Annotated in this window: 28 protein-coding genes and 1 tRNA gene; 13 read left to right on the forward strand and 16 right to left on the reverse strand. The window is 33.8% G+C overall.

The window, feature by feature from the left end:
- Positions 1 to 102: 102 nt before the first annotated feature.
- Positions 103 to 184 (reverse strand) — tRNA-Leu (locus M0M44_RS07025).
- A gap of 110 nt (positions 185 to 294) precedes the next feature.
- On the opposite strand from M0M44_RS07025, the gene M0M44_RS07030 reads away from it, so the two are divergent.
- The 6 genes from M0M44_RS07030 to M0M44_RS07055 all read left to right on the forward strand — a co-directional run bounded on the left by M0M44_RS07030 (position 295) and on the right by M0M44_RS07055 (position 5,414).
- Complete coding sequence (locus M0M44_RS07030; protein WP_248729123.1) at positions 295 to 1,683, forward strand: dipeptidase; 1,389 nt, start codon at positions 295 to 297, stop codon at positions 1,681 to 1,683.
- A gap of 236 nt (positions 1,684 to 1,919) precedes the next feature.
- Positions 1,920 to 2,342 carry a hypothetical protein gene (locus tag M0M44_RS07035; RefSeq protein ID WP_248729124.1) on the forward strand — a complete coding sequence of 141 codons (423 nt, stop codon included), beginning with the start codon at positions 1,920 to 1,922 and terminating at the stop codon, positions 2,340 to 2,342.
- 19 nt (positions 2,343 to 2,361) lie between these two features.
- Positions 2,362 to 3,324 (forward strand): DUF6624 domain-containing protein, encoded by a 963-nt coding sequence (locus tag M0M44_RS07040; protein ID WP_248729125.1) that lies wholly within the window; start codon positions 2,362 to 2,364, stop codon positions 3,322 to 3,324.
- On the forward strand, positions 3,321 to 3,695 hold the full coding sequence (locus tag M0M44_RS07045; RefSeq protein ID WP_248729126.1) for a BlaI/MecI/CopY family transcriptional regulator: 375 nt from the start codon (positions 3,321 to 3,323) through the stop codon (positions 3,693 to 3,695). The genes M0M44_RS07040 and M0M44_RS07045 overlap by 4 nt, the downstream gene beginning before the upstream one ends.
- Positions 3,692 to 4,912 (forward strand): M56 family metallopeptidase, encoded by a 1,221-nt coding sequence (locus M0M44_RS07050; RefSeq protein ID WP_248729127.1) that lies wholly within the window; start codon positions 3,692 to 3,694, stop codon positions 4,910 to 4,912. The genes M0M44_RS07045 and M0M44_RS07050 overlap by 4 nt, the downstream gene beginning before the upstream one ends.
- Before the next feature lie 55 nt (positions 4,913 to 4,967).
- A complete protein-coding gene (locus M0M44_RS07055; protein ID WP_248729128.1) occupies positions 4,968 to 5,414 on the forward strand; it encodes an energy transducer TonB in 447 nt (148 codons plus the stop codon).
- A 93-nt stretch (positions 5,415 to 5,507) separates the two neighbouring features.
- On the opposite strand, the gene M0M44_RS07060 is transcribed toward M0M44_RS07055, so the two are convergent.
- The gene (locus M0M44_RS07060) at positions 5,508 to 6,872 is read right to left on the reverse strand and encodes a saccharopine dehydrogenase family protein (protein WP_248729129.1); all 1,365 of its coding nucleotides are present in this window, start codon (positions 6,870 to 6,872) and stop codon (positions 5,508 to 5,510) included.
- A gap of 187 nt (positions 6,873 to 7,059) precedes the next feature.
- On the opposite strand from M0M44_RS07060, the gene M0M44_RS07065 reads away from it, so the two are divergent.
- Both M0M44_RS07065 and pckA read left to right on the forward strand, forming a co-directional pair.
- Positions 7,060 to 7,446, forward strand: coding sequence for a DUF423 domain-containing protein (locus M0M44_RS07065; protein WP_248729130.1), 387 nt, complete (start codon positions 7,060 to 7,062; stop codon positions 7,444 to 7,446).
- Positions 7,447 to 7,747: 301 nt separating this feature from the next.
- Complete coding sequence (pckA, locus tag M0M44_RS07070; protein ID WP_248729131.1) at positions 7,748 to 9,352, forward strand: phosphoenolpyruvate carboxykinase (ATP); 1,605 nt, start codon at positions 7,748 to 7,750, stop codon at positions 9,350 to 9,352.
- Between the two features lie 173 nt (positions 9,353 to 9,525).
- Here the strand turns inward: pckA and M0M44_RS07075 are convergent, their stop codons facing one another.
- Together M0M44_RS07075 and M0M44_RS07080 are read right to left on the reverse strand one after the other, a co-directional pair.
- The gene (locus M0M44_RS07075) at positions 9,526 to 10,584 is read right to left on the reverse strand and encodes a phytase (protein WP_248729132.1); all 1,059 of its coding nucleotides are present in this window, start codon (positions 10,582 to 10,584) and stop codon (positions 9,526 to 9,528) included.
- 74 nt (positions 10,585 to 10,658) lie between these two features.
- Positions 10,659 to 13,469, reverse strand: a complete 2,811-nt coding sequence (locus tag M0M44_RS07080) for a TonB-dependent receptor (RefSeq protein WP_248729133.1) — start codon at positions 13,467 to 13,469, stop codon at positions 10,659 to 10,661.
- A gap of 236 nt (positions 13,470 to 13,705) precedes the next feature.
- Between M0M44_RS07080 and M0M44_RS07085 the strand changes: the two genes are divergently transcribed.
- Positions 13,706 to 14,806 carry a DUF4407 domain-containing protein gene (locus M0M44_RS07085; RefSeq protein ID WP_248729134.1) on the forward strand — a complete coding sequence of 367 codons (1,101 nt, stop codon included), beginning with the start codon at positions 13,706 to 13,708 and terminating at the stop codon, positions 14,804 to 14,806.
- Between the two features lie 137 nt (positions 14,807 to 14,943).
- On the opposite strand, the gene M0M44_RS07090 is transcribed toward M0M44_RS07085, so the two are convergent.
- The 7 genes from M0M44_RS07090 to ruvC all read right to left on the reverse strand — a co-directional run bounded on the left by M0M44_RS07090 (position 14,944) and on the right by ruvC (position 19,543).
- Positions 14,944 to 15,648, reverse strand: coding sequence for a PH domain-containing protein (locus M0M44_RS07090; protein ID WP_248729135.1), 705 nt, complete (start codon positions 15,646 to 15,648; stop codon positions 14,944 to 14,946).
- A 71-nt stretch (positions 15,649 to 15,719) separates the two neighbouring features.
- Complete coding sequence (locus M0M44_RS07095) at positions 15,720 to 16,091, reverse strand: MmcQ/YjbR family DNA-binding protein (protein WP_248729136.1); 372 nt, start codon at positions 16,089 to 16,091, stop codon at positions 15,720 to 15,722.
- A 6-nt stretch (positions 16,092 to 16,097) separates the two neighbouring features.
- Positions 16,098 to 16,448 (reverse strand): DUF4260 domain-containing protein, encoded by a 351-nt coding sequence (locus M0M44_RS07100; protein ID WP_248729137.1) that lies wholly within the window; start codon positions 16,446 to 16,448, stop codon positions 16,098 to 16,100.
- Positions 16,445 to 16,846, reverse strand: a complete 402-nt coding sequence (locus M0M44_RS07105; RefSeq protein ID WP_248729138.1) for a GNAT family N-acetyltransferase — start codon at positions 16,844 to 16,846, stop codon at positions 16,445 to 16,447. Before M0M44_RS07105 ends, M0M44_RS07100 begins: the two co-directional genes overlap by 4 nt.
- Positions 16,847 to 16,905: 59 nt before the next feature.
- Positions 16,906 to 17,682, reverse strand: a complete 777-nt coding sequence (locus M0M44_RS07110; protein WP_248729139.1) for a cyclase family protein — start codon at positions 17,680 to 17,682, stop codon at positions 16,906 to 16,908.
- An 81-nt stretch (positions 17,683 to 17,763) separates the two neighbouring features.
- A complete protein-coding gene (hemW, locus tag M0M44_RS07115) occupies positions 17,764 to 18,900 on the reverse strand; it encodes a radical SAM family heme chaperone HemW (RefSeq protein WP_248729140.1) in 1,137 nt (378 codons plus the stop codon).
- 88 nt (positions 18,901 to 18,988) lie between these two features.
- Positions 18,989 to 19,543, reverse strand: a complete 555-nt coding sequence (ruvC, locus tag M0M44_RS07120) for a crossover junction endodeoxyribonuclease RuvC (protein ID WP_111288456.1) — start codon at positions 19,541 to 19,543, stop codon at positions 18,989 to 18,991.
- A 110-nt stretch (positions 19,544 to 19,653) separates the two neighbouring features.
- Here ruvC and M0M44_RS07125 point away from each other — a divergent pair, with 110 nt between their 5' ends.
- Positions 19,654 to 20,598: a lysylphosphatidylglycerol synthase domain-containing protein gene (locus M0M44_RS07125; protein WP_248729141.1), complete on the forward strand. Its 945-nt coding sequence runs from the start codon at positions 19,654 to 19,656 to the stop codon at positions 20,596 to 20,598.
- Positions 20,595 to 21,698 (forward strand): glycosyltransferase family 2 protein, encoded by a 1,104-nt coding sequence (locus M0M44_RS07130; RefSeq protein ID WP_248729142.1) that lies wholly within the window; start codon positions 20,595 to 20,597, stop codon positions 21,696 to 21,698. The genes M0M44_RS07125 and M0M44_RS07130 overlap by 4 nt, the downstream gene beginning before the upstream one ends.
- A gap of 108 nt (positions 21,699 to 21,806) precedes the next feature.
- Here M0M44_RS07130 and M0M44_RS07135 read toward each other — a convergent pair whose 3' ends face one another.
- Together M0M44_RS07135 and M0M44_RS07140 are read right to left on the reverse strand one after the other, a co-directional pair.
- Positions 21,807 to 22,292: a hypothetical protein gene (locus M0M44_RS07135; protein WP_095928176.1), complete on the reverse strand. Its 486-nt coding sequence runs from the start codon at positions 22,290 to 22,292 to the stop codon at positions 21,807 to 21,809.
- Positions 22,293 to 22,326: 34 nt separating this feature from the next.
- A complete protein-coding gene (locus M0M44_RS07140; protein ID WP_248729143.1) occupies positions 22,327 to 22,740 on the reverse strand; it encodes a hypothetical protein in 414 nt (137 codons plus the stop codon).
- A gap of 14 nt (positions 22,741 to 22,754) precedes the next feature.
- Between M0M44_RS07140 and M0M44_RS07145 the strand changes: the two genes are divergently transcribed.
- The gene (locus M0M44_RS07145; protein WP_248729144.1) at positions 22,755 to 23,255 is read left to right on the forward strand and encodes a DUF456 domain-containing protein; all 501 of its coding nucleotides are present in this window, start codon (positions 22,755 to 22,757) and stop codon (positions 23,253 to 23,255) included.
- A gap of 274 nt (positions 23,256 to 23,529) precedes the next feature.
- Positions 23,530 to 24,132: a DUF937 domain-containing protein gene (locus tag M0M44_RS07150; RefSeq protein WP_095928173.1), complete on the forward strand. Its 603-nt coding sequence runs from the start codon at positions 23,530 to 23,532 to the stop codon at positions 24,130 to 24,132.
- Between the two features lie 64 nt (positions 24,133 to 24,196).
- Here the strand turns inward: M0M44_RS07150 and M0M44_RS07155 are convergent, their stop codons facing one another.
- From M0M44_RS07155 to M0M44_RS07165, 3 genes are all read right to left on the reverse strand, one after another.
- Entirely contained in the window at positions 24,197 to 25,105 is a 909-nt protein-coding gene (locus M0M44_RS07155; RefSeq protein WP_248729145.1) for a pseudouridine synthase, read from the reverse strand.
- A 224-nt stretch (positions 25,106 to 25,329) separates the two neighbouring features.
- Positions 25,330 to 26,286, reverse strand: coding sequence for a geranylgeranylglycerol-phosphate geranylgeranyltransferase (locus M0M44_RS07160; RefSeq protein ID WP_248729146.1), 957 nt, complete (start codon positions 26,284 to 26,286; stop codon positions 25,330 to 25,332).
- Between the two features lie 62 nt (positions 26,287 to 26,348).
- A complete protein-coding gene (locus M0M44_RS07165) occupies positions 26,349 to 26,939 on the reverse strand; it encodes a DUF502 domain-containing protein (RefSeq protein WP_248729147.1) in 591 nt (196 codons plus the stop codon).
- Positions 26,940 to 26,991 lie beyond the last annotated feature (52 nt).

The following is a 26,991-nucleotide window of genomic DNA, read 5'->3' on the forward strand; positions in this document are numbered from 1 at the left end:
TCTCGTGGGGATTTCTCGTTCCTCGAAATGACAAGATTGTGTGAAATTGATATTTACCAAAAACAAAAAAGCTTCTGAAAAATCTTCAGAAGCTTTTTTTAGTGCGGATAATAGGACTCGAACCTACACGCCTTGCGGCACCAGATCCTAAGTCTGGCACGTCTACCAATTTCGCCATATCCGCGGTAATTGTGGGTGCAAAGATAGGCATACTTTTGAATTATCAAAGCATTTTTTGAAAATTTTTTTTAATTCTCTTTTTCGTACTTTTGGGTTTCTATAAAAATAATTTAAATGGAAAATATTAAGTCCTACGTTCAACAACATAAAGATCGGTTTATCAACGAATTGATCGAATTATTAAAGATTCCGTCGGTTTCTGCCGACACTGCATATTCTCAAGATGTTATTGACACAGCAGAGGCTGTAAAAGAAAGTTTATCTAAAGCAGGTTGCGATTATGTAGAAACTTGCGACACTCCAGGTTACCCAATTATCTACGGAGAGAAAATTATAGATCCAAATCTTCCAACGGTTTTAGTTTACGGACACTACGATGTTCAACCGCCAGATCCATTAGAATTATGGACTTCGCCGCCATTTGAACCCGTTATTAAAAAAACAGATATTCACCCAGAAGGCGCAATCTTCGCTCGTGGCGCTTGTGACGACAAAGGTCAGATGTACATGCACGTAAAAGCGCTTGAGTTAATGGTACAAAGCAATACGTTGCCTTGTAACGTAAAATTCATGATCGAAGGAGAAGAAGAAGTAGGTTCGGCAAGTTTGGCTTGGTTTGTAGAACGCAATCAAGAAAAACTGAAAAATGACGTGATCTTGATTTCAGATACAGGAATGATTTCGAACCAACAACCATCAATTACGACAGGTTTAAGAGGTTTGAGTTATGTTGAGGTAGAAGTTACAGGTCCAAACCGCGATTTGCATTCTGGTTTATACGGAGGTGCTGTGGCGAATCCAATTAATATTTTGGCCAAAATGATTGCTTCTCTTCACGATGAAAACAATCATATTACGATTCCAGGATTCTACGATAAAGTTCAGGAATTATCTGCAGAAGAAAGAGCTGAAATGGCAAAAGCGCCTTTTAGCTTAGAAAAATATAAAAATGCTTTGAACATTGCTGATGTTTACGGCGAAAAAGGTTATGTAACCAACGAAAGAAACTCAATCCGTCCAACATTAGACGTAAACGGAATCTGGGGCGGTTACACTGGAGAAGGTGCTAAAACGGTTATTGCGAGTAAAGCTTTTGCTAAAATCTCGATGCGTTTGGTTCCAAACCAAGAGTGGGAAGAAATTACAGAATTGTTTACAAAACATTTCACAAGTATTGCTCCAGCTGGAGTTACGGTAAAAGTAACGCCTCATCACGGTGGTCAAGGTTATGTAACGCCAATTGACAGCATCGGATATCAGGCAGCCAACAAAGCGTATACAGAAACGTTTGGAGTTCCTGCAATTCCTGTTCGTTCTGGAGGAAGTATTCCGATTGTGGCTTTGTTTGAAAAAGAATTAAAAAGCAAAACGATCCTAATGGGATTTGGTTTGGATTCTGATGCGATTCACTCGCCAAACGAACATTTCGGAATCTTTAATTACTTGAAAGGTATTGAAACTATTCCGTTGTTTTACAAGTATTTCGTGGAATTGAGTAAATAAAGTTTACCGCGAAGGTACGAAGACGCTAAGTTTCTTTTAAATAAAAAAAATCCGTTCAGAAATGAGCGGATTTTTTTATTTACTCCTTTTTATTGAGGTTACAGAGGAAAAAACCTTTGTCCCTTTGTCTCTCTGAACCTTTGGACCTTAAAAAAAAGAATCTTTTTTCTTGCAAGTTTGAAAATTAATTCTACATTTGTAGAGCAACATCTATAAATGTAGAAACAAACAAGGATATGAAAAACTTTTTTTTGCTATTGTTTTGCGGGTTGGTGCTTTTGAGCTGTAAAAGCAAACCGATTAATCAGAAGATTGACAGGAAAAAAGAAGGCGTTTGGATGGATAATTATACTCAGGATGGCATTAATTATAAATCGTATGAATATTATAAAAATGATCAGCCAGTAAAAAAGTGGAAATCGTACATTAATGGAAAAATCTACAAAACAGAGAAATATAAAAACGGAATCTGTATCGTGAAAAGTTATTACGAAAACGGAAAACTGGAATCGAAAGGGAAAACAAAATTAGAAACGAATTCGGTTGAAACGCATTGGTTTTATTTTGGAGAATGGAAGTTTTATTCGGACAAAGGAAAATTAAAAGGAATCAAGAATTACGAAAAAGGAGAATTGATTTCGGAACAAAATATTAAATAAACTAACTAACCTCTAAACCATGAAAAAAATTATCACGTTTTCTTTTATTGTGCTGCACGGTATTTTCATGCAAGCTCAAACGTATAAAGAATGGGTTCGTAAAGCAGATTCGTGCTATACTGCAAAAAACTATGAGTTGTCTGTTTCGTATTATGAAAAAGCTTTTAAAATAGAACAGAAATCATTTACAGACTTATACAATGCAGGTTGTTCTGCTTCTATGGCAAGGCAGCATAAAAAAGCATTTAAATGGCTGAATCTCTCTATTGATAACGGATACGAGAATATTGCACATCTTAAAATTGATAACGATTTAAAGCCTTTGCATACCGAAAAAGAATGGAATAAAACGATTGACAAACTGCAGAAGAAGTTAGATGTTATTGGAGCAAATTATGATAAGGTGCTGGAAAAAGAACTTGCAGAAATTTATACTGAAGATCAGGAAATTCGTGGAGAATTTATGAATGTCTATAGAGCTACTAAGCCTGATAAAAAGAAAATCGACAGTATTGGTAAAATCATGGAAAGAAAAGACAGCATTAATCTTATTAAGGTGATGAAAATACTGGACGAAAGAGGTTGGCTAGGAAAAAATGTGGTTGGGACACAGGGAAATCAGACTTTGTTTTTGGTAATTCAGCATGCCGATTTAAAATACCAGCAAAAGTATTTACCGATGATGAGAGAGGCAGTTAAAAATGGGAATGCCAATCCAGGGAATCTAGCGTATTTGGAAGACAGGGTAGCTTTGAGAGAAGGTAAAAAACAAATTTATGGCAGTCAGAGCTCAATGAATAAAAAGACTAATAAAATTCGTATAGCACCAATGATCGATCCAGATAATGTTGATAAAAGACGTGCAGAAGTCGGACTTGGAACTATGGCCGAATATGCAACGAAATTGAATATTGAGTGGAATTTGGAAGAATATAAAAAGGAATTGGCTGAAACAGAAAAACTTGAAAACACAAAACCATGATACAATTATCAAACGCAGAAGAACAATTAATGGAGCATTTATGGAATCTTGAAAAGGCTTTTATGAAAGATTTGCTAGAAGCGTATCCAGATCCAAAACCGGCAACAACAACCGTAGCGACGCTTTTAAAACGAATGATTGACAAGAAATTTGTAGCATATAACGAATTTGGAAATTCGAGAGAATATTATCCGCTGGTAAAGAAAACAGACTATTTTGCAAAACATGTAAAAGGACTCATTAGTAATTTCTTTAATAATTCGGCTTCACAGTTTGCTTCGTTTTTTACGACCGAAACCAATTTGTCGGCTTCAGAACTGGAAGATCTTAAAAAAATAATCGATTCAGAAATTCAAAAAAAGAAAAAATGATAACGTATCTTTTAAAATCAGGTTTACTGCTTGCGGTTTTTTATGCAGTGTATAAATTGTTGTTAGAAAACGAAAGAATGTTTCGATTTAATCGTGCTTATCTTCTCGGAAGTTTGATTTTTAGTTTTATTATTCCGTTGCAGCTATTTACATTCAACCCTTTATTTGAGAGTGGATTAAACGCAATTCAATTGGAAGGAATAGAGATTAGAACAAGTCGTGCGCCTATAAATGAAAATTACTTATTAGAATACATGTTCGCTATTTTAAAACGGGTTTATGCAATCGTTGCAATAGTGATGGGACTTCGTTTAATTTTAAATGTGCTTTCATTTTTCAAAAAAATAAACAGAAAAGAAATCCGCTCTGTTGATGGCGTAAAAGTAATTTTGACTGATGAAGCTGTTTTGCCCCATTCTTTTTGGAATGCCGTTTTTGTAAATAAAACAGAATTTGAAATGGGAAAAATTCCATCAGAATTGCTAATACACGAGAAGGCGCATTTAGAACAAAAACATACATTGGATATCCTTTTTGTTGCAGTCTTGCAAACGGTGTTTTGGTTTAATCCGTTTCTTTCTCTTTTTAGAAAAGCAATTAAACTTAATCATGAATTTTTGGCCGATGAAGCTGTAAATAAACAATTTGGAGAAGTTAGAAGTTACCAGAACTTATTGCTGGAATTTGCTTCAAACAAACAAACTGTTGCTTTGGCAAGTAATCTCAATTATTTAATAACCAAAAAACGTTTGCTCATGATGACCAAGGAAAAATCGCCAATTTCAATGGTTTTTAAAGTGAGTTCTGTAACTGCTGTTTCTGTTTTATTATTAATTGCTTTTAATTCGCAAGCTGTTGCACAAACCAGTTTTAGCGAAAAAAATGCCAATAATAATAGAATTAGCGAAAAGACAAATGTAAAGCAGCCACAATTTCCTGGCGGAATAGAAAAGTTCTATATGTTTGTGGGGCAAAATTTTAGAATGCCAGAAGAATTTTCGAAACATAAAATGGAAGGCAAACTATTTGTTGAATTTATGGTTGAAAAAGACGGAAGTTTGTCTGAGTTTAAAATTGTTAAAGATTTAGGATATGGAGTTTCAGATGAGGTAATTCGGGTTTTGAAACTTTCGCCAAAATGGATTCCTGCTACTGAAAATGGTCAAGCTGTTAGAGTACTATATTCATTGCCTATAACGCTTCAGGCAAGTAAATAAAAAAAAATAGCAAAGAAATGGGAATTAATGTAGATTTGTAAAAAATATGCTACAAATGAAAAAATTTTCTAATTTAATATTTAAAGTTGCTTTTTCCTTTTTTTTACTGCTTTCATGTAATTCAAAAAGTTGGGCGCAAGAAGTAGAACTAATAGATCTTTCTGCTAAATCTGATAATACGGTAAGTGTAGAAACTCAGGCAGAATTTCCTAATGGTTTAACGGATTTTTACGTCTTCTATGCTCAAAACTATAAGATACCTGACATTGCTTACGAAAAAAAAGTAGATGGAAAGTATTATATACATTTCACAATTGAAAAAGATGGATCTTTATCTAATATAAAAATTGTAAAAGATTTAGGATATGGTTTGGGGGCCGAAGCTATTCGTGTCATGAAACTTTCTCCAAAATGGATTCCAGCAACTAAGGATGGTGAACCTGTAAGTTCTAAGTTTATTTTACCAATGGTTATTCAATTAGCTAGACCTTTAGGGCGTTAAATCAAAACAAAAAATCCGCTTCTTGATGGGAGAAGCGGATAAAATTAAAAACTAATTAAAAAAAAATTCTAAAAATAAACATGCAGATCCAGACTAAAATAGGTCCGGATTGTATCCAAAATAAGGTACATTTTGCTCGTTAAAAATGACCCCATATTCTTCTAACTCTTTCAAAATCGGCTCATAGACTTCTTTTTTAATAGGGAGCTGAACGCCTGGAGTTGTAATTTTTCCGTTTAAGATTAATAAAGTGGCAATTGCAACCGGAAGTCCGACTGTTTTTGCCATCGCAGTATAAGTTTGGTCTTCGCCGATACAAACCATTTTCGAATCGATTTGTTTTTTTTCTCCATTTAGTTCATAACCAAATTTATGATACATCACAATCATATCTTTGTCATCTGGTTCAAGAGCCCAGCTGTCGGTCAGTATTTTTTCTAAGATTTGAGCTGGAGTGGCATTGGGCAGGTTTACTTTTTTGTCTGGATTAAATAAATCCAATTCCAAAAGTTTGTCCCACATAATATCGTCCTGATCGATTTTTAGAATCAATCGAGTTTTAATTTCGACAGAATCGGTTGGATGATACGGAAGAAAAGAATTGATGAACTGACGATAACTCATATTTTCTGACCCCTCCAAAATATAGCTATCATCAGTCATCCCGAGCTGTACAAACATATTCCAAGCGCGAGAATAACCCACTCTTCTGATTGTACCTCTATATAATGTCAAAATATCATCTAAACCATAAACCGAACGGTATTTAAGAGAATCCCGATTCGAGTACGCTTCAAACTTTCCGTAACCTTCTACTTCTAGAAATTCAGTTCTTCTAAACAAAGCACTGTACGGAATATATTTATAAGTTCCTTCCTGAATAAATTTTGCTGCACCGCCTTGTCCTGCTAAAACTACATTTCTTGGCGCCCAAGTAAATTTGTAATTCCATAAATTATTGTCCGATTCAGGAGCTACAAGTCCGCCACAGAAAGATTCAAACAAAAGCATTTTACCGCCTTTCGATCTAATTTCGTCAATGACTTTCATGGCACTCATATGGTCGATACCTGGATCGAGACCAATTTCGTTCATGAAAATCAGATTGTTTTTGACGGCTTCTTCATTTAAAGCTTGCATGCCATCACTTATATAGGAAGCTGTAACAAGATGTTTTTTAAATTCTAAACAATCTTTTGCAATTTCGATATGCAAATTTGCAGGAAGCATAGAAATTACTATTGACGCATTTGCAATAGCTTTTTTTCTTTCGTCGGAATTAAAAATATCTAAGGCAAGCGGGGTGGCATTCGGATGATTCTGAGTCTTTGCTTTTGCGAGATTCAATGAAAGGTCGGCTACGGTTAAATGCAGCTTTTCTTCATTAGATTTTGATAGTAAATATCGAATCAAAGACGATGCAGATCTTCCTGCTCCAATTATTAAAACGTTTCTCATGTCTCAAATATTTAACACAAATATATTTAAATGTTATAAATATAACAATTCAAATTAAATAAAATTGAATTTATTTTTTCTCAAAACTCAAAAAATAATTTGATTTTGTTCTAAATAATCTAGAAACTAAGGCGGTTTTTCAGTTCGTTTGAAGTATTTTTGTGTCAAATTTCAAAAGAGATACATTATGAAAAGAAGAATCATTCTAACTGGTGCTTTTATTGGTATGTTGGCTATTGTTTTGGGGGCTTTTGGCGCTCATTTATTGAAAAAATATCTTTCGGTTGATCAGTTAAATACTTTTGAAGTTGGTGTTCGTTATCAAATGTATCATGCCTTATTTCTTCTCTTTTTATCTACTCAAAAAGATATAGCCGAAAAGACCTTAAAAACGATCTATAATTTAGTAGTAGCAGGTGTTGTTCTTTTCAGTGGTTCAATTTATGTATTGGCTACAAAAGACTACACTTTGTTTGAATCTAAAATTATCGTATTCGCAACTCCAGTGGGAGGTTTTCTATTAATTATTGCCTGGACGCTATTATTCTTTACGATTTTGAAGAGAAAATCATAAAATCCCGAAAAAAAAATTCTGTCTAAGAATTAATCTTTAATTTTGTCACATAAATAACATATAACTTTATTTATGTGACTTTTTTGTATTTTCTGTTATTAAATAAAAATAATATAACAAATTCGCGTATAAGGTTGTAAATAAACAAATTAGAGGCGGTTATTTTTTTCTTTTTGTAATTTTTAAAGTGAAATTTCTCTTTTTTCATATAAATTAAAGTGAAATTTAAGTATTTTAAAAGAAATAAAAATAAATCTGTAATTTTGCTTTAAACAAAAAATCACACACAACTTAAAAACTTATGGACACTAATACAGTTTTCGCGCAATCGATTTCGTTAAAAGAGTTAGGAATTGAAAATGCAAAAGTTCGTTATCAACTATCTGCAGATGAATTACATGCGATTACTTTGCAGTCAGGACAAGGTGTTGAGAATTCTACAGGAGCGTTAGCAATTAATACAGGCGAATTTACAGGTCGTTCTCCACAAGATCGTTTTATCGTAAAAGATGATATTACTAAAGATCAAGTTTGGTGGGGAAATGTAAATATCCCTTTTGAGCCCCAAGCTTTTGAAAAGCTTTATAATAAGGTAACAGCATTTTTATCAGACAAAGAAGTTTTTGTTCGTGATTCTTATGTTTGTTCTGATCCAAATTATAGATTGAATGTTCGTGTTGTAACAGAAACTGCTTGGTCAAACTTGTTTTGCTACAATATGTTCTTACGTCCAGAAGATTCAGAACTGGCTAATTTTACTCCAGAATGGACCGTAGTTTGCGCACCAAGTTTTATGGCAGATCCTGCTGTAGATGGAACACGTCAGTCTAATTTTGCTATTTTAGATTTTACTAAAAAAATTGCTTTAATTGGAGGAACAGGTTATACAGGAGAAATGAAAAAAGGAATTTTCTCTGCTTTGAACTTTATTCTTCCAGTTTTCAAAAATACACTTCCAATGCACTGCAGCGCCAATGTTGGTGAAGAAGGAGACACTGCTATTTTCTTCGGATTGTCTGGTACTGGTAAAACAACTTTATCTGCAGATCCAGAGCGTAAATTAATTGGAGACGATGAGCATGGCTGGACAAACGAAAACACTGTTTTCAATTTTGAAGGCGGATGTTATGCAAAAGTGATTAATTTAACAGAAGAAAACGAACCAGACATTTTTAGAGCAATCAAAAAAGGAGCGCTTTTAGAAAATGTGGTTTTCAAAGAAGGAACAAACGTAGTTGATTTTGATGATGTTTCTATTACTCAAAATACTCGTGTAAGTTACCCAATTACACATATTGATAATGTGCAGCCAGGTTTGGTTGGACATAATCCTAAAAATATATTTTTCTTAACGGCCGATTCTTTCGGAATCTTGCCTCCAATCTCAAAATTGACTCCAGGTCAGGCAGCTTACCACTTTATTTCTGGATATACGGCAAAAGTTGCTGGAACAGAAGCAGGGGTAACAGAGCCTCAACCTAATTTCTCTGCTTGTTTTGGAGCGCCTTTTATGCCTTTGCACCCAACTCGTTATGCTGAAATGTTAAGCAAAAAAATGAAAGATGCAGGAGTAAAAGTTTGGTTGATCAATACAGGATGGACTGGCGGACCTTACGGAATTGGAAGCCGTATGAAATTGAAATATACTCGTGCCATGATTACTGCTGCTTTAAAAGGAGAATTAGACAACGTAGAGTATGTAGATCACAAAGTATTTGGAATTGCAAAACCACAATCTTGTCCGAATGTTCCAGAAGAAATTTTAAATCCTAGAAATACTTGGGAAGACAAAGATTTATACGATAAAAAAGCGTTAGAATTAGCTCAGAAATTCAAAGCTAATTTTGCGAAATTTGAAGAGTTTGCCAATGCTGAAATCTTAGCAGGTGCACCAATTACAGAATAAAAGGAATTATTTAATTCAAAGTAAAAAAGCTGTTCAGAAATGAACAGCTTTTTTTGGTTTTTGTGTTTGCTTGATACGGCTTGTTTGTCTTTTTTAAACATTGAAACGCAGTTTTCAGTCACAGTTTAAAGGAAAGGACTGAAAAGCTGCAATTTCAAATCAACACTGAATCTTTATTTCTTAGCTTCGTCGATACGTTTCTGAATCAAATCCCACGTGTAATAATGGAAAGTCATTCCGTTACTCATCGCTACAAAAAGACCATTTTTATATTTTGGGCCTAAGTTTACGCTCGTAACATCGGCACCGTCACACTCGATTGTTGAAGTTGGAACTTCTGCCAATAATGTATGGCTGTTTGGATTTCCGCTGGCACCTTCTCTCGGATAAACCATAAAAGAATTGGCCTGCTGGTTGGATACTAAAATATATCCTGTAGAATCTGTTTTTTTGTAAATCGCAATTCCTTCATGATCGGCTTTAAAATCTTTCTGACCAAAGAAAGCTAATTCTTTATTATCGTTTAAAGCTGGATCTGCTTTGTACTTTCTAATTCCAGCCTGCTCGTCACAATAGTAAACAAACCCTAATTCATTATCTACAGCAATAGCTTCAATTTCTTTTTTGCCGCTGTAAGTTCCGAATTTGCGAACCACTTTTGCAGCAGCAAATTTTCCGTTTCCAGAAAGTTCATATTGCCATAAATAGCTTCCTGACGGTCCCGTTTTTCTTCCTACAATAGCGAAAATTTTCTGATCGCTTGGGCGTGTGTATAAGGCAACTCCCATCGGATCACGTTGTGTTTCCCCTTCAAAAACTTCGATTCCGCCATTATCAATCGGCTCTAAATCTGGAAGACTGAATATTCTTATTTTGTTGCTTTCACGTTCTGTAGTAACTGCAACGTCTACTTTTTTTCCATCAATAATCAATCCGTAAGCGATATCAACATTGTTTGGACGTTTTAATGGAATTGATTTTTTAAGGATTTTTCCATTCAAATCAAAAGCATACAAACCACCATCTGTATCTTTATCTGTTCCAACAATAATACTTTTTGAAGGATCTGTTGGGTTTATCCAAATAGAAGGATCGTCTGTGTCATGAGGTAAAGCTTCTGTAACAGCTGTTGGTTTTACAGCGTTTGGCTGAACTGGGGCTAATTTATCGTCTTTGCAAGCTGTAAATGAAACAGCTAAAAGTAAAAGAGCAACTAAAGATTTATTTTTCATTATGTTATGTATTTTAATGCAATTAGACAGAGCGCTAAACTCTGTCTAATTTAAGAATTTTAAAAAAGTTCAGATTACAAGTCTAATTTCAATCCGAAATTGTAACGTGGCTGGTAATATTCAGCTTGTTTGGTATGCGCAGCAACTCCTTGGTAGTAACGTAACGGTTGGTTGGTTAAGTTATTTGCTTCAGCAAAAAAACGAAGTTTTGGAGTGATTTTATAAGAAGCATTTGCATCTAAGAAAAACTGCTTGTCATAGTAACTGTCTTTGTAAGACTCAGAACCTAATTCATCTAAATAATCAGATGTAAAGTTGGTTGAGATTCTTGCAGAGAAACGTTTGTTTTCCCAAGACAAAGATCCGTTAAACATATGTGGTGTTGTACCTGGAAGACTGATGTCATTTCTTTCGTTTCCGTCCTCATCAGCAATACCTTTTGCCTTAGATTGCGTGTAAGTATAGTTCAAATAGATGGCAAAACCTTTTAAGAATTTACCTGGCAAGAAATCCAATTGGCGTTGAAATGCAACTTCAAATCCATAAACATCCACATTTTCTCCATTTCTTGATTGTAAAAAAGACCAGTTTTCTCCTGCTGGAACTGGGTTTACTTGATTAGGGAAATCTGCAGCAAATTTAGCATCTGTATATTGATTGTCGCTGTAATTGTAAATGAAATCATTTAATCTTTTGTAGAAAACACCTCCAGAAATTAAACCAACAGATTTGAAATAGTTCTCAGCCATGAAATCATAATTATATGAATAGGTAGCTTTAAGATCTGGATTTCCAGCTGTAATTTCTTTGTCAGCAGCAATATTATTTACATAAGGAGCCAAGGCATAATAGTTTGGTCTAGCCAATGCAGTTGTAGCAGCAGCTCTCAAAACTAAATCTTTTGTGGCGTTGTATTGTAATGAAATACTTGGCAATAAATTAGTGTAAGAGTTGGTGTTGTTGATTTTGCTTTCTAATTCTTCTTCATCTAATACACGGTTTCCAGTATAATCGATATGAGTATTTTCTACACGGAAACCTAAAACCATAGAAAGTTTATCGTTAAAATCTTGATCCCATCTTACATAAGCAGCAGTAATTCTTTCTTTAGCATTATAGTTTACAGCTAAATATTCTGCTGGATCTGCTTCTTTTTCAAATAGAGAAGCATTGTTCAAATCTAAACTTCCTAAGAAAGAAGCCGAAGCGAAAGTTCCTGGTACATATTTGCTTCCTGGGTTAAATCCGTTTCCATCATAATAAGATGTTGGAACTTGCGATAATAATTCCATATCGTCGTTAAGCGGCGTGTAAGAATAGAACATATTGTTTCTTTCTTTTTCTTTCAAACGAAGTCTAAGACCCGTTCTCAATCTTCCTTTTTCTCCTGCAATTACAGAGAAAGGAAAACGGATATTTACTTTAGCACCAAATTCGCTTTCGCTTGTTTCGTCTGTGTTTTCCGTAACAGAGTCAAATTTAAATTCGTCAACAGACTCACCAACAGTAGTGATTAAAGGAAATCTGATATCTGATAAATCTTCGAACATTTCTAGACCTTTTTGACGGTATTCGATATAACGCTCACCTGGACGGTATTCTCTAGCTTTTGCATAGTTAGCAGACCAATCTAAATCTAAGGTAGAATTGATTAAGTGCTCTCCACGAATAGAATAGTTTTGTACTCTCTGATCTTCTAATCTTCGGTTTTTGTTTCGGTTGTTGTCTAAACCACCTTTGGTCTGACGTTTTACACGACCTTCAAAACCAACAATTTCTTCACCATTATAAAGTGGCTCAATATCATCGTAAGTAGTTCTAAAACGGTTTTCTCTATCATCTCTCCAGTTGTAGATGGCATTGGCAAAAATGGTATTGTTGTCATTGAATTTATAATCTAAAGCAACAGAAGCACTACGACGTATACGCTGTACATCATACTTTCTAATTTCAGAAGCTTGTAAATAGTCATTTCCAAACTCATCTTTTACCCATTCGTTTTCGATGTTATCAGAACCGTAATCCACATTATTATAAGACCCACTAAAAACTACTCCTAATTTATCATTAGCAAAACGGTTACCATAAACAAAACCAGCAGTGTAAGAAGCGTGGTCACGAATTGGTAAATAACCTCCTGCAAGAGTTGCAGAAATTCTTTCTCCGTTTGGAGTTGCTCTTGTAATTAAGTTTACAGAACCTCCAATTGCATCAGCATCCATGTCTGATGTTAGCGTTTTGTTTACTTCGATTGTAGAAATCATATCAGACGGAATTAGGTCCATTTGCACGTTTCTGTTATCTCCTTCAGCAGATGGAATACGGTCACCATTTAAAGTTACAGAGTTCAAAGATGGAGCTAAACCTCTAATAATAATGTTACGAGCTTCACCTTGGTCATTTTGCATGGTAATACCTGGAACACGTTTTAAAGCGTCTCCAACGTTAGCATCAGGAAAACGTCCCATTTGATCTGAAGAAATTACGTTTCCGATGTTTTTGTTATTTTTCTGTTGATTCAGCGCTTTTGCCTGACCTTTTAAAATATCTCCAACAATAACTTCTTTCAGTTCATTTTCAGAAGCTTTAAGAGAAAAATCAATTACGTTGTTTTTTCCTTGTTCAACTTTTATTTCTTGAGTTAAAGAAGTATATCCAATATATTTTACTTCAACTTGGTAAGTTCCTTCATTAATATTTAATAATTCGAAACGACCGTTGTAGTCAGAAACGGTGTATTTTTTCTCGCCTACAATTTGAACCATTGCTCCAGGAAGAGGCAGCTTGTCATCGGCATCTAATATCTTTCCAGATATAATAGCTTTCTGAGCAAAACCTGTAAAGGCGAATAAAAAGAATGCTGTTAATAGATAGAATTTTTTCATTGTGTGTGTTTAGTTTAATTTCGGTTGCGAAACTAAGACCCGTGTATTACTAAAGCCTTGAAAAAAAATTAACATAGTGTTATGATTAGTCAGTTATTGCTTATAATTATTAATGTTTAACTAACATTGCACTTTCAAACATTTGATTCACAACTAAAAAGAAATTGATATTTTGACTGTATTTGAAAATTTGGCGTTAAATTTGCCATATCAATCACAATCAAAAATCATCAATCATGTTAAAACAATTTTTTATCCTATGTTCAGGAGCCGACCGTGACCTCTTGAAAGACTGCTCAGAAGGCGAACAAACTAAATACGTTGGTATTGGCGCCACCGTGTTCTTTACGGCAGTTATGGCTTTTCTAGCCAGTGCTTATGCGCTTTTTACGGTTTTCGATTCTATTTATCCCGCTTTAATTTTCGGATTTGTTTGGAGTTTACTAATCTTCAATTTAGACCGGTTTATCGTTTCTACCATTAAAAAAAGAGATCGTTTTCTAGACGAATTCCTTCAGGCAACTCCACGAATTGCCTTGGCTATTATTATTGCTATTGTAATTTCTAAGCCATTGGAGATTAAGATTTTCGAAAAAGAAATCAATACTGTTTTGTTGAAAGAGAAAAACGAAATGGAACTGGCCAACAAAAAACAAATCGGAACGTATTTCAAAACAGATTTAGATAAGAATAAAGCCGAGATTGCAGCATTAAAAGCTGATATTGTAAAGAAAGAAAAAGAAGTAAACGATTTGTACTCGGTTTATATTACCGAAGCCGAAGGAACTGCTGGAACTAAAAAGTTAGGAAAAGGTCCGGTTTATAAAGAGAAACGCGAAAAACACGATGCGGCTTTAAAAGAATTTGAAACGCTTAAAAAGGCAAACGAAGCTAAAATTGCCGAAAAAGAAAAGGCAGGCGTACAGCTTCAGGCTGATTTAGATAAAAAAGTTTCGCAGACACAACCTATCATTGAAGGCTTCGACGGATTAATGGCGCGCATCAATGCGTTAAATAAACTGCCTTGGCTTCCGTCATTTTTCATTATGCTGTTGTTTCTGGCAATCGAAACCTCTCCAATTATAGCTAAATTATTAGCTCCAAAAGGGGAATTCGATTTCAAACAAGAAGAAGCCGAAACCGCAATGAAAGCAACGTTGACACAAAACAAATACCAACGCGAATTGTTAGTTAAAACCAGTGCCGAAATGCATGATAAAGTGTATGCTGATATCGCAGAAGATAAAGGTCTATTTGATCTGCAGCGAAAAAATGCAAAAGAGTTATTAGAATTGCAATCGCATAAATTTGTAGAAAAGCAGAAAGCGACTTTATAGTCGAAAGTCGTAAAGTCAAAAGTGTGAAAGTCGAAATACAGACTAAAAAGACAAAGCCAGAAATAGAATCTATTTCTGGCTTTTTTATTGAAGACAAAGTCAAAAACTTTAAGACTTTCGACTTTTGACTTTATGACTTACATATAACTTAAAATCTCTTTTTTATAAGCATCATATTCTCCTTGCATGATCAAACCATTATCAAGAAGTTTTTTGTAATTCTGTAGTTTATCAAAAAGTTCTTCTTTAGATAAATCACTTAACCTACGTTCTCCAGCAGGTTGAGTTGGTTGCGTCGGAAGCGGTTCAAAAGTTTCTGTCACAGCTGGAGCTGCAGGCAAAATTTCTGCAAAGCTTGTTACTTCTTCTGTTTCTACCTCTTCGATTTCGTCTTCAACTTCTGCTTCTTCCACAATTTCTTGAACTGGAGCTGCTGTCTGAACAGGATTTTTTAATAAATCTAATTGCTCTTTAGCATAAGTATACATTTTTCTAGCCTGAATTTTCGGAATATAATCTATAGAAAGAATCAGGTCTGTATTAGTGCTAAATGAAAATTCAGAACCTAAAATATTTTCTTTTACAAATGAGCTTGTAATATCATCCCAAGTATAATCTGTAAAATTCATTGAAAGGCCTAAGTTTTTAGGCGTGCAAATAATAATACGTTTATTGGTTAAGATTATACTATCAGGAAAAACAGTAATTGCAGGTTTTTTTTGCACGGCGATGTAACCAACTTCTTCACCTTTCATTAATAAATCAGTAAGTTTCGAAGTTATTTTTTCAATCGCTTTTGGATCTTGTTCTTCGTTCAGAAATTTTTTAAATTGTTCTTTCATTGTTTATTAGTTGCTAAGTTTCAAAGCGGCTAAGCTGCTAAATTTTTTTTCTAACGATGCAAATGTAATGCCTAATTTTCTAATTCGGTTATATCATTTTGAATTTTCTTCGTCAAACTTTTGAAGACCAATTCGTACGAATGGTCTATAAGTTCCTTCACGAATTTATCAGGTAAATTTCCGTTCAAAGCCACGGTATTCCAGTGCACTTTACTCATATGAAATCCAGGTTGTATTTCGTCATACTCTGCTCGAAGTTCCTGTGCGCGGTCTGGGTCGCACTTTAAATTTGCTGATTGTTCATTTTTTTCCCATTGGGAAAGCGAAGACAATGCAAACATTTTTCCGCCCACTTTAAAGACCAAAGTATCCTCATCAAAAGGAAAATGCTCGCTGACCCCTTTTTTTGAAAGACAATATTCGTAAAAAGTTTCTAAATTCATAACTATTTATTTACCAATTTCACCTAAATGCGTGTATTTAAAGCCTTTTTCGTATTTAAGGCCATAACCAAAAATGCGATCCATTGCCGAATGTGAAAATAAAATAATTCCCGCTAATTGCACAATTTCAATGCTTAAATAAAATCCGATGGCATAAATTAAAAGTGCAATTCCTTTATGATGAAAGATATTATATAGAAATGCCCCAGTTTTATTTCCAAAAGCATACCCGACCATGGATAAGTCTGGAGCTAAAATTAAAACTAAGAACCACGACCATTCATAATTTAAACGGTTGAATAGAAATATTCCGAGAATAAATGAAGCGGTTTCTTCTAGTTTTAAGATTGTTTTCATTTGACTATTTTTTCCATCATCTTTTCAGGATGATTTAGTTTTGTAAATCCGAATTTTTCGTATAAAAAGTGTGCGTCAGTTGTAGCCAATCGCCAGATTTTAACTTCTTGCAATTGAGGCTCATTCATCATCGCTTCAATTAAAATGGAAGAATAACCTTTTCCGCGATGTTCTTCATCAATAAAAACATCCATTAAATAAGCGAAAACCACATAATCGGTAATTACGCGAGCAAAGCCAATTTGTTTGTCCTCTAAATAAATCCCAAAACAAACCGAAGCATCAATTGTTCGTTGCACTTCATCAATAGTTCGTCCCGCGGCCCAATAAATGTCTTTTAAAAAATTTTGTATAAACGGAACGTCGAGTTTGGTTTTATCTGTAGAAACGGTTATCACTTTAATTTTAGATTTTAGAGTTCAGATTTTAGATTTTAGATTTTTGCAGCATGAGAAATCTATTCCGAGACTTCGGGACTAAAATCTGCAATTTTATATAATATGGGTTTTGATGGACTAGCGTCATTTTCAAACGAAACGATTTGAAGATTTAATATATAATTTCCGTCTTCAATTTCGTCTGGAACATAAATCATTTCAGTGATTGTTGCATTTAATCTGGCATCCTGATTTAGATTAACAGTGTCTTTTACATTCCAAAATGCTTTGTGAGCCAATAATTTGCCTTCGTCATGTTCTTTATCCACACTTGGCAGATCAATTAGTAAATGCTGAATTTCGCTTTCGCGGATGAAAATTGCAGCGTGTTCAGACAAATAAGGCGGATTGGTATTGGAGTATTTTCTAGATTTTTTTTCTTTTTGATTTGGAAGAGTTCTGATGATCAAAGCTTCGGTTTTTTCATTTAGAGAAGCCGAAACTTGTTCTTTCGTAATCACAAAATCCTCTCCAATTTTCTCAGGCTCAATAGTTATTAATTTAGCAAAAAAGAAAAACTGTTTAAGTGATTGATTAATGCTGTAAAAATCATTTGTAATATGCCCCAAGCATTCCGTATGCGTTCCATGCCCATGCGGATTGAAGAAAATATTGTTGAAATTCGTTGATGATTTTCCTTCAGAAACTTTCCCGATCCAATCGCCGAAAACTACAGGTTCTATTGAAGGTTTTTCGATATACCAAGCAATTGGATTTTCGTCTGTATTCGTTAAAGGAATTGAGATATCAATGGGTCTTGATAAGTCGATTTCGAAGTTGTTGATTTTTGCTCGCAAAGTTTACTTTTTTATGCCACGAAGGCTCAAAAGCACAAATTAATTTAAACTTTGTGGCTTAGTGTCTTTGCGGCTATTTTTTTACTCTTCCAAATTTAAATAAAATAAATCTGAAGCAATTCCATCCGTTAAAAATTTTCCTTTTAAAGTTGGTTTTAGAATGTTATTTTCTATTGAGAGTAAATTGTCATTCAGGAATTTTTGGCTTTGTTTTTTCAGGTAACTCAAATATTCAAAACCGAATTCCTTTTCGATTCTATCCAAAGAAACGCCCCAAATCGTTCTTAAACCGGTCATAATATATTCGTTATAACGATCTGAAACGGTTAAAATTTCAGTTTCAATTGGAAGTTCATCGTTTTGAATTGACTTTATATAAAGTGAATTATTGGCAATATTCCAGCCTCTTTTTTCGCCATCATAACTATGTGCCGAAGGGCCAATTCCGATATATTTTTTGCCCAGCCAATAAGCCGAATTGTTTTTGGAGAAATAATTCTCTTTTCCAAAATTGGATAATTCATAATGAATAAAACCATTCTTTTGTAGCATTTCAACCAAAATCATAAAATGATTGGAAGCGACTTCATCTTGAGGTTCAGCAACCTTTCCAGTCTGAATTAATTTGCTCAGAGCCGTTTTTGGTTCGACTGTCAATGCATAACTTGAAATATGGGGAATGCCGAAATCTAAAGCGGTTTGAATATTCTGTTTCCACATTTCGTCGGTCAATCCTGGAATTCCATAAATCAAATCCAACGAAATATTATCAAAGTATTTCGTCGCTTCTTCCAGACATTTTTTGGCTTCTGCCGAATTATGAGCACGATTCATCATCTTCAAATCCTCTTCATAAAAAGACTGAATTCCAATACTTAATCTATTTATGGGGCTTTTAGATAATTCTAAAATTCGTTCTGCAGACAAATCATCTGGATTGGCTTCCAAAGTAATCTCGGGATTATCAATGACTTTATAATTCTTATAAACTTCTGAAATTAAAAAGTTTATTTCTTCATTAGTTAAAACAGAAGGAGTTCCTCCACCAAAATAAATGGTCTCTATAATTTTGTTGTCAAACTCATTTTTGCGCATACCAATTTCTTTGGCCAAAGCCAAAACCATCTCATCTTTCTTCTTCATAGAAGTCGAAAAGTGAAAGTCGCAATAATGGCAAGCCTGCTTGCAAAAAGGAATATGGATATAAATACCGCTCATTTCTTAATTAGATAATTTGAGAATGTGTCAATTAGATAATTTATTCGTTATCTACAGAATTATCTAATTATCTAATTGGCACATTAACTCATTTTTTAACTCGATCCTCATTCTGTTTCACAAAAGCATCCCATCCAGAATAGCTTTTTCCTGCAACGACTTTGCCTGAATTAAAGTGATGACAAACCGCTGCTGCTAAACCATCTGTTGAATCCAGATTTTTGGGCAATTCTTTCAAACCTAAAAGCTGTTGCAGCATTTTGGCAACCTGTTCTTTGCTGGCATTTCCGTTTCCAGTAATCGCCATTTTGATCTTTTTAGGTTCGTATTCTGTAATCGGAATGCCTCTTGAAAGTCCAGCAGCCATTGCAACTCCTTGCGCTCGTCCCAGCTTCAACATCGATTGGACGTTTTTGCCAAAGAAAGGTGCTTCAATTGCAATTTCATCAGGACAATGCGTTTCAATAAGTTCGATGGTTCTTTCAAAAATGATTCTTAGTTTTTGGTAATGATTATCGTATTTGGATAATTGCAATTCGTTTAACTGCAGAAATTCCATTTTTTTATTGATAACTTTTATCAATCCAAAACCCATAATTGTGGTTCCGGGGTCAATACCTAATATGATGCGTTCTTGTGTCAAGAGAGTTTTTGTTTCAAGTTTTTTTGTTTCAAGTTTCAAGTTTTTGAAATGAAACGATTCATTTTCTAATTGTCACATTGCCTAATTTCCAAATTGATTACTTTTGCGGCATGATTTCAATTCCTCACAAAGCTAAGCAATTCCTAGTTCTTCTGGCCAAACTTTTAATTGTTGGCGGCGCATTTTATTTTATTTATAATCAGTTGGCTAACAACGATAAATTAGACTGGCAAAAGTTTATTGTTTTGTTTCAGAAAAATCAGTCGGTTTTAGGGATTTTGTTTATACTGCTTTTAAGTATCTTAAACCGTTATTTCGAGATATTGAAATGGCAGAATCTAGCGCAGGTAATTCATCAAATCTCGGTTTATGAAGCCACAAAACAGGTTTTAGCAGCTTTAACGGCAGGAATCTTTACACCAAACGGAGTAGGAGAGTATGCGGGAAAAGCATTGTACTATCCGAAATCTGAAGCAAAAAGAGTTGTTTTTTTAAACTTGATATGCAACGGAATCCAAATGATTTTAACGATCATTTTTGGGATTTTCGGATTACTGTATTTCAATGCGCAATTCAATGTAATTACAACCCAAACAGTCTTGATTCTTTTCGGCGGATTTGTTCTGATTTTGATTTTATTATTCTCCATTAAAAAGATAAAAGTCAAAGGATATTCGATAGAAAAGCTGATTCATAAAATCAACGAAATTCCGAAATCGGTTCATCAGAAAAATATCTTTCTAGGAATCTGCCGTTATTTGGTTTTTTCGCATCAATATTATTTTTTGTTTTTAGGCTTTGATGTCGATTTGCCTTATTTGACTTTGATGGCAGCGATAACATCAGTTTACTTTTTAGCCTCTTCTTTGCCAACTTTTCAGTTTTTAGACTTTGCAGTAAAAGGAAGTGTCGCGATTTATTTCTTCGGAATTTTGGGTGTAAACGAATGGATCGTTGTTTTTATAAGTACTTTAATGTGGTTTTTAAACGTAGTCCTCCCAGTGGTTTTAGGAAGCTTTTTTGTGCTGAATTTTAAAACGAAAACTCCAGAATGATTTTCGGATTGTTTGCCATATTAGCCATTTATATCATTAGCATTTCTTTGCTGATTTATGGTTTTTTCAAAGTCAAAGAATATCAGAAAAAAGATTTAAAGCCAGAGACAAGTTTTACAATAATTGTCCCTTTTAGAAATGAAGAAGAAAATCTTCCCATACTTTTGGAGAGTTTTTCAAAGCTAAATTATCCAACAGATTTATTTGAAGTTATTTTAGTTGATGATGCTTCAAATGAAAAATTTCAAGTCTCAAATTTCCCATTTCCCATTTCCCAATTAGATAATATTCGTGTTTCAAATTCTCCTAAAAAAGATGCCATTACAACGGCAATGCAACACGTAAAAACCGATTGGGTTATTACAACCGATGCCGATTGTATTGTTCCTGAAAACTGGTTGTTGACTTTTGATAATTACATTCAGCAGAACAAAGTTTCAATGCTTGCTGGAGCTGTAACTTATCAATGTGAAAACTCATTTTTAGATCATTTTCAGCAATTGGATTTAACGAGTCTGCAAGGCGCTACAATTGGAAGTTTTGGTTTAAATAAAGGTTTTATGTGTAACGGAGCTAATTTTGCGTACGCAAAAGCATTTTTCGAAAGTTTAAATGGTTTTGAAGGGAATGATAAAATTGCCAGCGGAGACGATGTTTTTTTACTGCAAAAAGCGATTCAAAAGTTTCCTGAAAAAGTGTATTATTTAAAAGCAAAAGAAGCGATCGTAACAACAAAACCAACCGAAAACTGGAAATCTTTATTTTATCAAAGAGTACGTTGGGCGGCTAAAACAAGTTCATATAATAGCACTTTCGGAAAGTTTCTTGGATTGATTGTTTTCTTCGGAAATTTGAGTTTTGTAATCGGATTTTTCTCTTTTCTTTTGGGAATTTGCTCTTATCCAATTTTTGTGATTTTTTCTTTTTCTAAAATTTCAGTTGATTTTATTTTGCTTTCAATCACTAATCGGTTTTTGGAAAAAAAGAGAATTAAAAGTCTTTTACTAAGTAGTTTATGGTATCCGTTTTTTAGTTCGACTGTTGCTTTGTACAGTTTGTTTGGTTCATACCAATGGAAAGATCGTCAGTTTAAGAAATAGCTTCTTTAGATACAATGGCGCCTAGCCCTGATGGGAGCGGCATCCTTTTGCTTTTTTCTTTAAAAAGCAAAAGATATAGCGGACAGCAGGAATTAGCTCCTTATAAAACTACTTCTCATCTTTTGCTTTTATAATAACAGGCAGAATAAACTGTGTTTTTACTGGAATACCGCGTTTTATGGCTGGATTTACTTTCGGAAAATCGACTAGGCGCGCGTGCAGAATGCTGTCAATTTTTATGGTATCGTAAACTACAGAATCTTTAGGAAACTGAGGTTCAAACTTCATAGTTGAGTTAGGAAAAACGGTTACTTTGACTTCGATGGTATCCAATTCTGGATATAAAATAGATAAAGTATCAACGTTGAGTTTTTCTTGAATAAGATTCGACATTACTTCAAAAAAGCATTGCTGGCGAAGCTTTTTATCACCAATTTTATCGCAATCAGGCAAAGAAGGATATTCATCAACTTCTTTCCAGTTAATGGATTTCAATTCTTTTTGAAGTAATTCTTTTTCAGACGGAACCTGCTTCTCAAAATATTGACAAGAATTGAAAAGGATACAAATAAAAAAAGGGAAAAACTGCCTCAAAGTTTTAAAATTGGATGATATAACAAAAATACGATTATTTTTTTTGAGAAGCTTTGTATTCTAAATAATCTTCATAGTTTTCCGATAGCCAAATTTCTTTGTTTTTTTCTGCAACTTCCTTTTGATCAGGGTATAATTTGACAAGTCTGTCTGAAAAAGCTGCTATTTGAACCGTATAGGTATAAAATTCAATTTTGCTCAGAAGGATATTGGGATCGTTTTTTTTATTAAAAAAATCGAAAAACAGATTATCAAAGTCTCTCATAGAAAAATTTATTACTTTTTTCTTATTGCTGGTGTAAAGACTGTCCTGTATTACTTTGTCATCTGTAGAAAGTTTCTTAGATTGAGCTATCGTATTTTCGCTGATGGAGAATACAAAGAATAGAAAAAAAACTATTTTTACAAGAGTTCTCATACTATTAAAATATTTAAATAATAAGTACAAACTTACAAAATATTATGGATTTACTTTTAGTGCTTCTAGGATTTATATGTGTAATCGTGGGCGTTTTTGGAAGTTTTCTCCCTGTTCTTCCTGGATTATCAAGCTCTTGGGTTGGGATATTATTGCTTTACCTGACTAAAGCAGTCGAAAATAATTATTGGGTTTTAGGGATTACTTTTGTTCTAATGGTCATCATTACTATATTAGATTATATTATTCCGTCAAAAGGCACTAAAAAGTTTGGAGGTAGCTCTTATGGGGTATGGGGAACCAACATTGGGTTGGTTGTCGGAATTTTTGCTCCAATTCCTTTTGGAATTATAATTGGCCCATTTTTAGGGGCTTTAATTGGCGAATTAATCTACGATTCTCAAAATCATAAAAGAGCTATTAAAGCAGCTACTGGATCGCTCTTAGGATTCATCGCTTCAAGTTTTGTTAACTTTCTGTTTGCAGTAGTTTATTTGGGTATATTTTTGAGTATTGTGTGGGAATATCGAAACATTTTATTTTAATTCTATAACATTTTCCGCTTTTTATCGTTGCTTTCCAAAATAAACATCAAACTTTTCTTAACTTTTTTTCTTTTGTGTTTGACAACGAAAGGGTTGTGTTTGCTAGTGTTAAGGCGTTTTTAGTGTTAAGAACGGGTTATTAAGAAGGTAATTTTTTAACTTAATTTTTGGAAATGTTAAAATATTTTATATTTTTATCACGATAAACGATAAAAAGCCTCATTTTATCGATTATTTTAAATAAGTATAAATAATCATTTTTTAAGTTATGAGTATGACCCCAAACCTACAAATTGAACTTAGACGCTTTATTTCTTCTAATGTTGTCTCCAAGTTAAACAAGTTTTATTTTGAGAATGATGCACTTTTAATAAAGGGAATAGACGTCTCGATCGGTACAATTTTAATGGGACTCTACAACAAAGCCGAAGAATCTGATTTTTATTCTGAAATCGTTTCATTAATCCAAGAAGATTCCACTTTTTACCAAGAAATAGACTTTAATGCAGGCAGAATTTTATCAGTCGACGACTGTTACCGCATAGAAGGGAATGCTTTACTGAAAGAATTATTCTCCAACAAAAAAGGCAGAATTTCAGAAATGGTTTCAAACGAAGTTGGCATCAAAAGCGAAACAGCCAGAGAAATACTTAACTTTTCAGCATTACTTGTAATGTCTTATTTAAGATACAATCTTCAATTAATAGAAAGTTTAAAACTCCTTTTAGAAGACCAAAAAAGAGATATTTTAAACAGCATTCCTCCCGGAATTAAAATCATCCTAGGTTTTTCATCTTACGAAACTGTAGAAGATAAAAACCAATCTATCGGAAGATCTATTTTTACCCTTTTCGGACATAATTTCTTTAGTTTTTAAAATAAAAAAATCCCATTTTCTAGAAGAAAACAGGATTCATTTATGGCTTAAATTTGAAAAATGTTTACACGTTTTTCAAATTGATAACTTCTTGATCGGTCAAAAAGCGCCAGTTTCCGCGAGGAAGATTCTTTTTGGTCAATCCAGCAAACGAAACACGGTCAATGCGCAATACATTGTATTCGAAAGATTCAAAAATAGCGCGCACAACTTTTACGTTAGCAGTACGGAGTTTAAGACCAACTTCGCTTTTTGGTTCATTATCAATATAGCTTACTTCTTCAACAAAAACGCGGTGTCCTTCAAGAACTAAACCTTTGCTAATTTTTTCTAAATCTTCAAATTTTAAGTTTTTGTCTAAAGAAACTTGATAGATTTTAGACGATTTCTGGTTCGGCAATGTAAACTTACGAATCATATCGGTATCGTTTGTAAACAATAATAAACCAGTTGTATTCTTGTCCATTCTTCCTACAGCAGCAATTTTTGCATTTGTAGCGCCACGAACAAGTTCTAGAACGTTACGATATTCCTGACCTTCGTCAAAGGCAGTCGTAAAGTTTTTAGGCTTATTTAATAAAATATATTCTTTCTTTTCAGGAGTTAATGTAACACCGTCAAAGTTTACAACATCATTTAGTTTTACCAAATAACCCATTTCAGTAACTACAGTACCGTTAACTTTAACGTTTCCAGACTGAATATAAATGTCGGCATCACGACGAGAACAAACACCAGAATTAGAGATGTATTTATTCAGACGAATTTCATCTGAAGCCTTTTGTCTCTTTGCTGGCTGATTTTGTTTTCTAAGTTTTTCAGCAGCAGCTTCCTGAGCAGCTTTAACTTCAGGTTTTACTTTTTTAGGCCCTTGCGCGCGCTTAGCCATAGGAGGTTTTGGCTTGTTAGAGTTTGGACGTGAGCTGTTTGGTCTCGATCCGCCTCTTTTATTGTTGCCTTCCTTGTTGTTCATAGAATCATTAATTTGTGCAAAGATAGTTTTTTCCTGCTAATAAATCTTAAGTTCAATGTTCTTAGATTAATAGCGCTTTATTTTAAGATGTTAAGGAGCAATACAATTGGCTTTTAAAAATAGATTATTCCGCAGAGATCCGCAAAGAATTTCGTGGAGTTGCACAAAAAGGCTTTGCTAAATCTTCTTGAAATTTTTTGCGAATCTCTGTGGGAGAAAAAACCTTAATAATTAGAAATCAATTCGCGACCATGCCATAAAACGCTTGGATTAATCAGAACAATACAGCACACTCCAGATACAATTAAGAATTTAAGAACATTATGAAGTCTTAGATATTGTTCTTTAGAGTCAGATTTCCATAAATAAATCAAAAAGAAAAGTAAAACCGCAAAGCAGACATAAAAATAAATGTCCATATAACCGACATCATAAATATTAACCAAAACATAAACAGGTAAAATGGTAGACAAGGTCAAAACCGTGATAATTTGCTTAGAAATTTTTTCTCCGTATAAAACCGGAATTGTTCTATAGTCATTTACTAAATCGCCTTTCAGATTTTCTAAATCTTTTATCATTTCGCGAATCAATAAAAGCAGGAACAAGAAAACCGCATGTGCCGAAATCACTACGAAATGACTCATGTGATTCTCAATTTCTTCAAACGAAATCTTATTATAGAAATAAAGTAAAATGGCAAAAAAAGGCGTTACAGCAAGCAATGCAGACAGTAAATTTCCAATAATTGGATACTTTTTAATTTTATGAGAATAAAACCAAATCATAAAAATATAACCTGAAAAAAACAAAAAAGCTCTCCAGGAAACTATAAAAGCCATTAGAACGGCAAGAAAATTCAAACTGAAATAAACGTTCAATTTGGTTTTCTGACTTACCAAACGATCCAGCATCGATTTATTCGGACGATTAATCAAGTCCTTCTGGCTGTCGTAAAAATTATTGATAATGTAACCAGAAGCAATTGTAATAGCCGAAGCAAAAACAATTAAAAACAAATGAAAATCCAGCAGAATATCCAATGCTCTGATTTCTGGAGCAAGTATAAAAATTGCCGATAAATACTGGGCTAAAATTATTATTGGAATATTGTAACCTCGAACTACAGAGAACAGACTAACAATTTTCATTACTAAAAGTTTTTGTTGTCTGCTTAACATAGATGATAGGGTGGGATTTATTTAATTTAGGGAAGTTAAAGTATATTTTTTGATTCTGAAAACTAGAGCTTATTTTTTAACAATTCTTCAGATCCATAACCTAGTTTTCGTATGCAGGCTAAAGCTTGTTTTTGTGTAATATCGATTTCTGTAATATCTTTTTTATCTACAAAAACCACCGAACCGCTCCACGGATTTGGAGCGTCTGGTATAAAAACGGTAAATTTATCATCACTGACTGGTTCTATTAAAAAAGCAAATTGCAAACCAGCATCAGTTGGCACTAAAATTACTTTTAAATCGTCTTTGGATTCTAGACCCAGTATATTTTCATTCATGCTTTTCATAAACGAATAACCGGGAACAAAACTTAAAATGCCATCTTCTAATTTCTGAACTACTTTTTCGGCAGCAGCTGTTCTTGCTAGTAATCCAGCAACCAGACAGATTAGAATTATAATTAATAACCCAACAAGTTCTTGAAGTGCAAGTCCTAAAACGCTTACTTTTGGTAAAGCACTTACTAACGGGAGCGTTGTTTTTTGTACAATACCATATCCTTTTTCCAAAACAATTAATAGTACCACTAAAGGCACTAAAAAAATAATTCCTCCTAAAAAAGTTGCTTTGACAATCTTTAAAATACTTTTCATAGGCAATAATTTTTTAAGATTAAATGTTAGGAAAGGGTATTCAATAAATCAC

Source organism: Flavobacterium humidisoli (genome assembly GCF_023272795.1).
Lineage (GTDB): Bacteria > Bacteroidota > Bacteroidia > Flavobacteriales > Flavobacteriaceae > Flavobacterium > Flavobacterium humidisoli.

Coding starts and splice junctions, on each gene's coding strand:
- M0M44_RS07065 (WP_248729130.1), top strand. CDS start 7,060: ATGAAAAGAAGAATCATTCTAACTGGTGCTTTTATTGGTATGTTGGCT.
- pckA (WP_248729131.1), top strand. CDS start 7,748: ATGGACACTAATACAGTTTTCGCGCAATCGATTTCGTTAAAAGAGTTA.
- M0M44_RS07145 (WP_248729144.1), top strand. CDS start 22,755: ATGGATTTACTTTTAGTGCTTCTAGGATTTATATGTGTAATCGTGGGC.
- M0M44_RS07095 (WP_248729136.1), bottom strand. CDS start 16,091: ATGAATTTAGAAACTTTTTACGAATATTGTCTTTCAAAAAAAGGGGTC.
- M0M44_RS07160 (WP_248729146.1), bottom strand. CDS start 26,286: ATGTTAAGCAGACAACAAAAACTTTTAGTAATGAAAATTGTTAGTCTG.
- M0M44_RS07090 (WP_248729135.1), bottom strand. CDS start 15,648: ATGAAAGAACAATTTAAAAAATTTCTGAACGAAGAACAAGATCCAAAA.
- M0M44_RS07100 (WP_248729137.1), bottom strand. CDS start 16,448: ATGAAAACAATCTTAAAACTAGAAGAAACCGCTTCATTTATTCTCGGA.
- M0M44_RS07150 (WP_095928173.1), top strand. CDS start 23,530: ATGACCCCAAACCTACAAATTGAACTTAGACGCTTTATTTCTTCTAAT.
- M0M44_RS07080 (WP_248729133.1), bottom strand. CDS start 13,469: ATGAAAAAATTCTATCTATTAACAGCATTCTTTTTATTCGCCTTTACA.
- M0M44_RS07085 (WP_248729134.1), top strand. CDS start 13,706: ATGTTAAAACAATTTTTTATCCTATGTTCAGGAGCCGACCGTGACCTC.
- M0M44_RS07045 (WP_248729126.1), top strand. CDS start 3,321: ATGATACAATTATCAAACGCAGAAGAACAATTAATGGAGCATTTATGG.
- M0M44_RS07060 (WP_248729129.1), bottom strand. CDS start 6,872: ATGAGAAACGTTTTAATAATTGGAGCAGGAAGATCTGCATCGTCTTTG.
- hemW (WP_248729140.1), bottom strand. CDS start 18,900: ATGAGCGGTATTTATATCCATATTCCTTTTTGCAAGCAGGCTTGCCAT.
- M0M44_RS07075 (WP_248729132.1), bottom strand. CDS start 10,584: ATGAAAAATAAATCTTTAGTTGCTCTTTTACTTTTAGCTGTTTCATTT.
- M0M44_RS07030 (WP_248729123.1), top strand. CDS start 295: ATGGAAAATATTAAGTCCTACGTTCAACAACATAAAGATCGGTTTATC.
- M0M44_RS07130 (WP_248729142.1), top strand. CDS start 20,595: ATGATTTTCGGATTGTTTGCCATATTAGCCATTTATATCATTAGCATT.
- M0M44_RS07165 (WP_248729147.1), bottom strand. CDS start 26,939: ATGAAAAGTATTTTAAAGATTGTCAAAGCAACTTTTTTAGGAGGAATT.
- M0M44_RS07050 (WP_248729127.1), top strand. CDS start 3,692: ATGATAACGTATCTTTTAAAATCAGGTTTACTGCTTGCGGTTTTTTAT.
- M0M44_RS07035 (WP_248729124.1), top strand. CDS start 1,920: ATGAAAAACTTTTTTTTGCTATTGTTTTGCGGGTTGGTGCTTTTGAGC.
- M0M44_RS07125 (WP_248729141.1), top strand. CDS start 19,654: ATGATTTCAATTCCTCACAAAGCTAAGCAATTCCTAGTTCTTCTGGCC.
- M0M44_RS07055 (WP_248729128.1), top strand. CDS start 4,968: ATGAAAAAATTTTCTAATTTAATATTTAAAGTTGCTTTTTCCTTTTTT.
- M0M44_RS07040 (WP_248729125.1), top strand. CDS start 2,362: ATGAAAAAAATTATCACGTTTTCTTTTATTGTGCTGCACGGTATTTTC.
- M0M44_RS07155 (WP_248729145.1), bottom strand. CDS start 25,105: ATGAACAACAAGGAAGGCAACAATAAAAGAGGCGGATCGAGACCAAAC.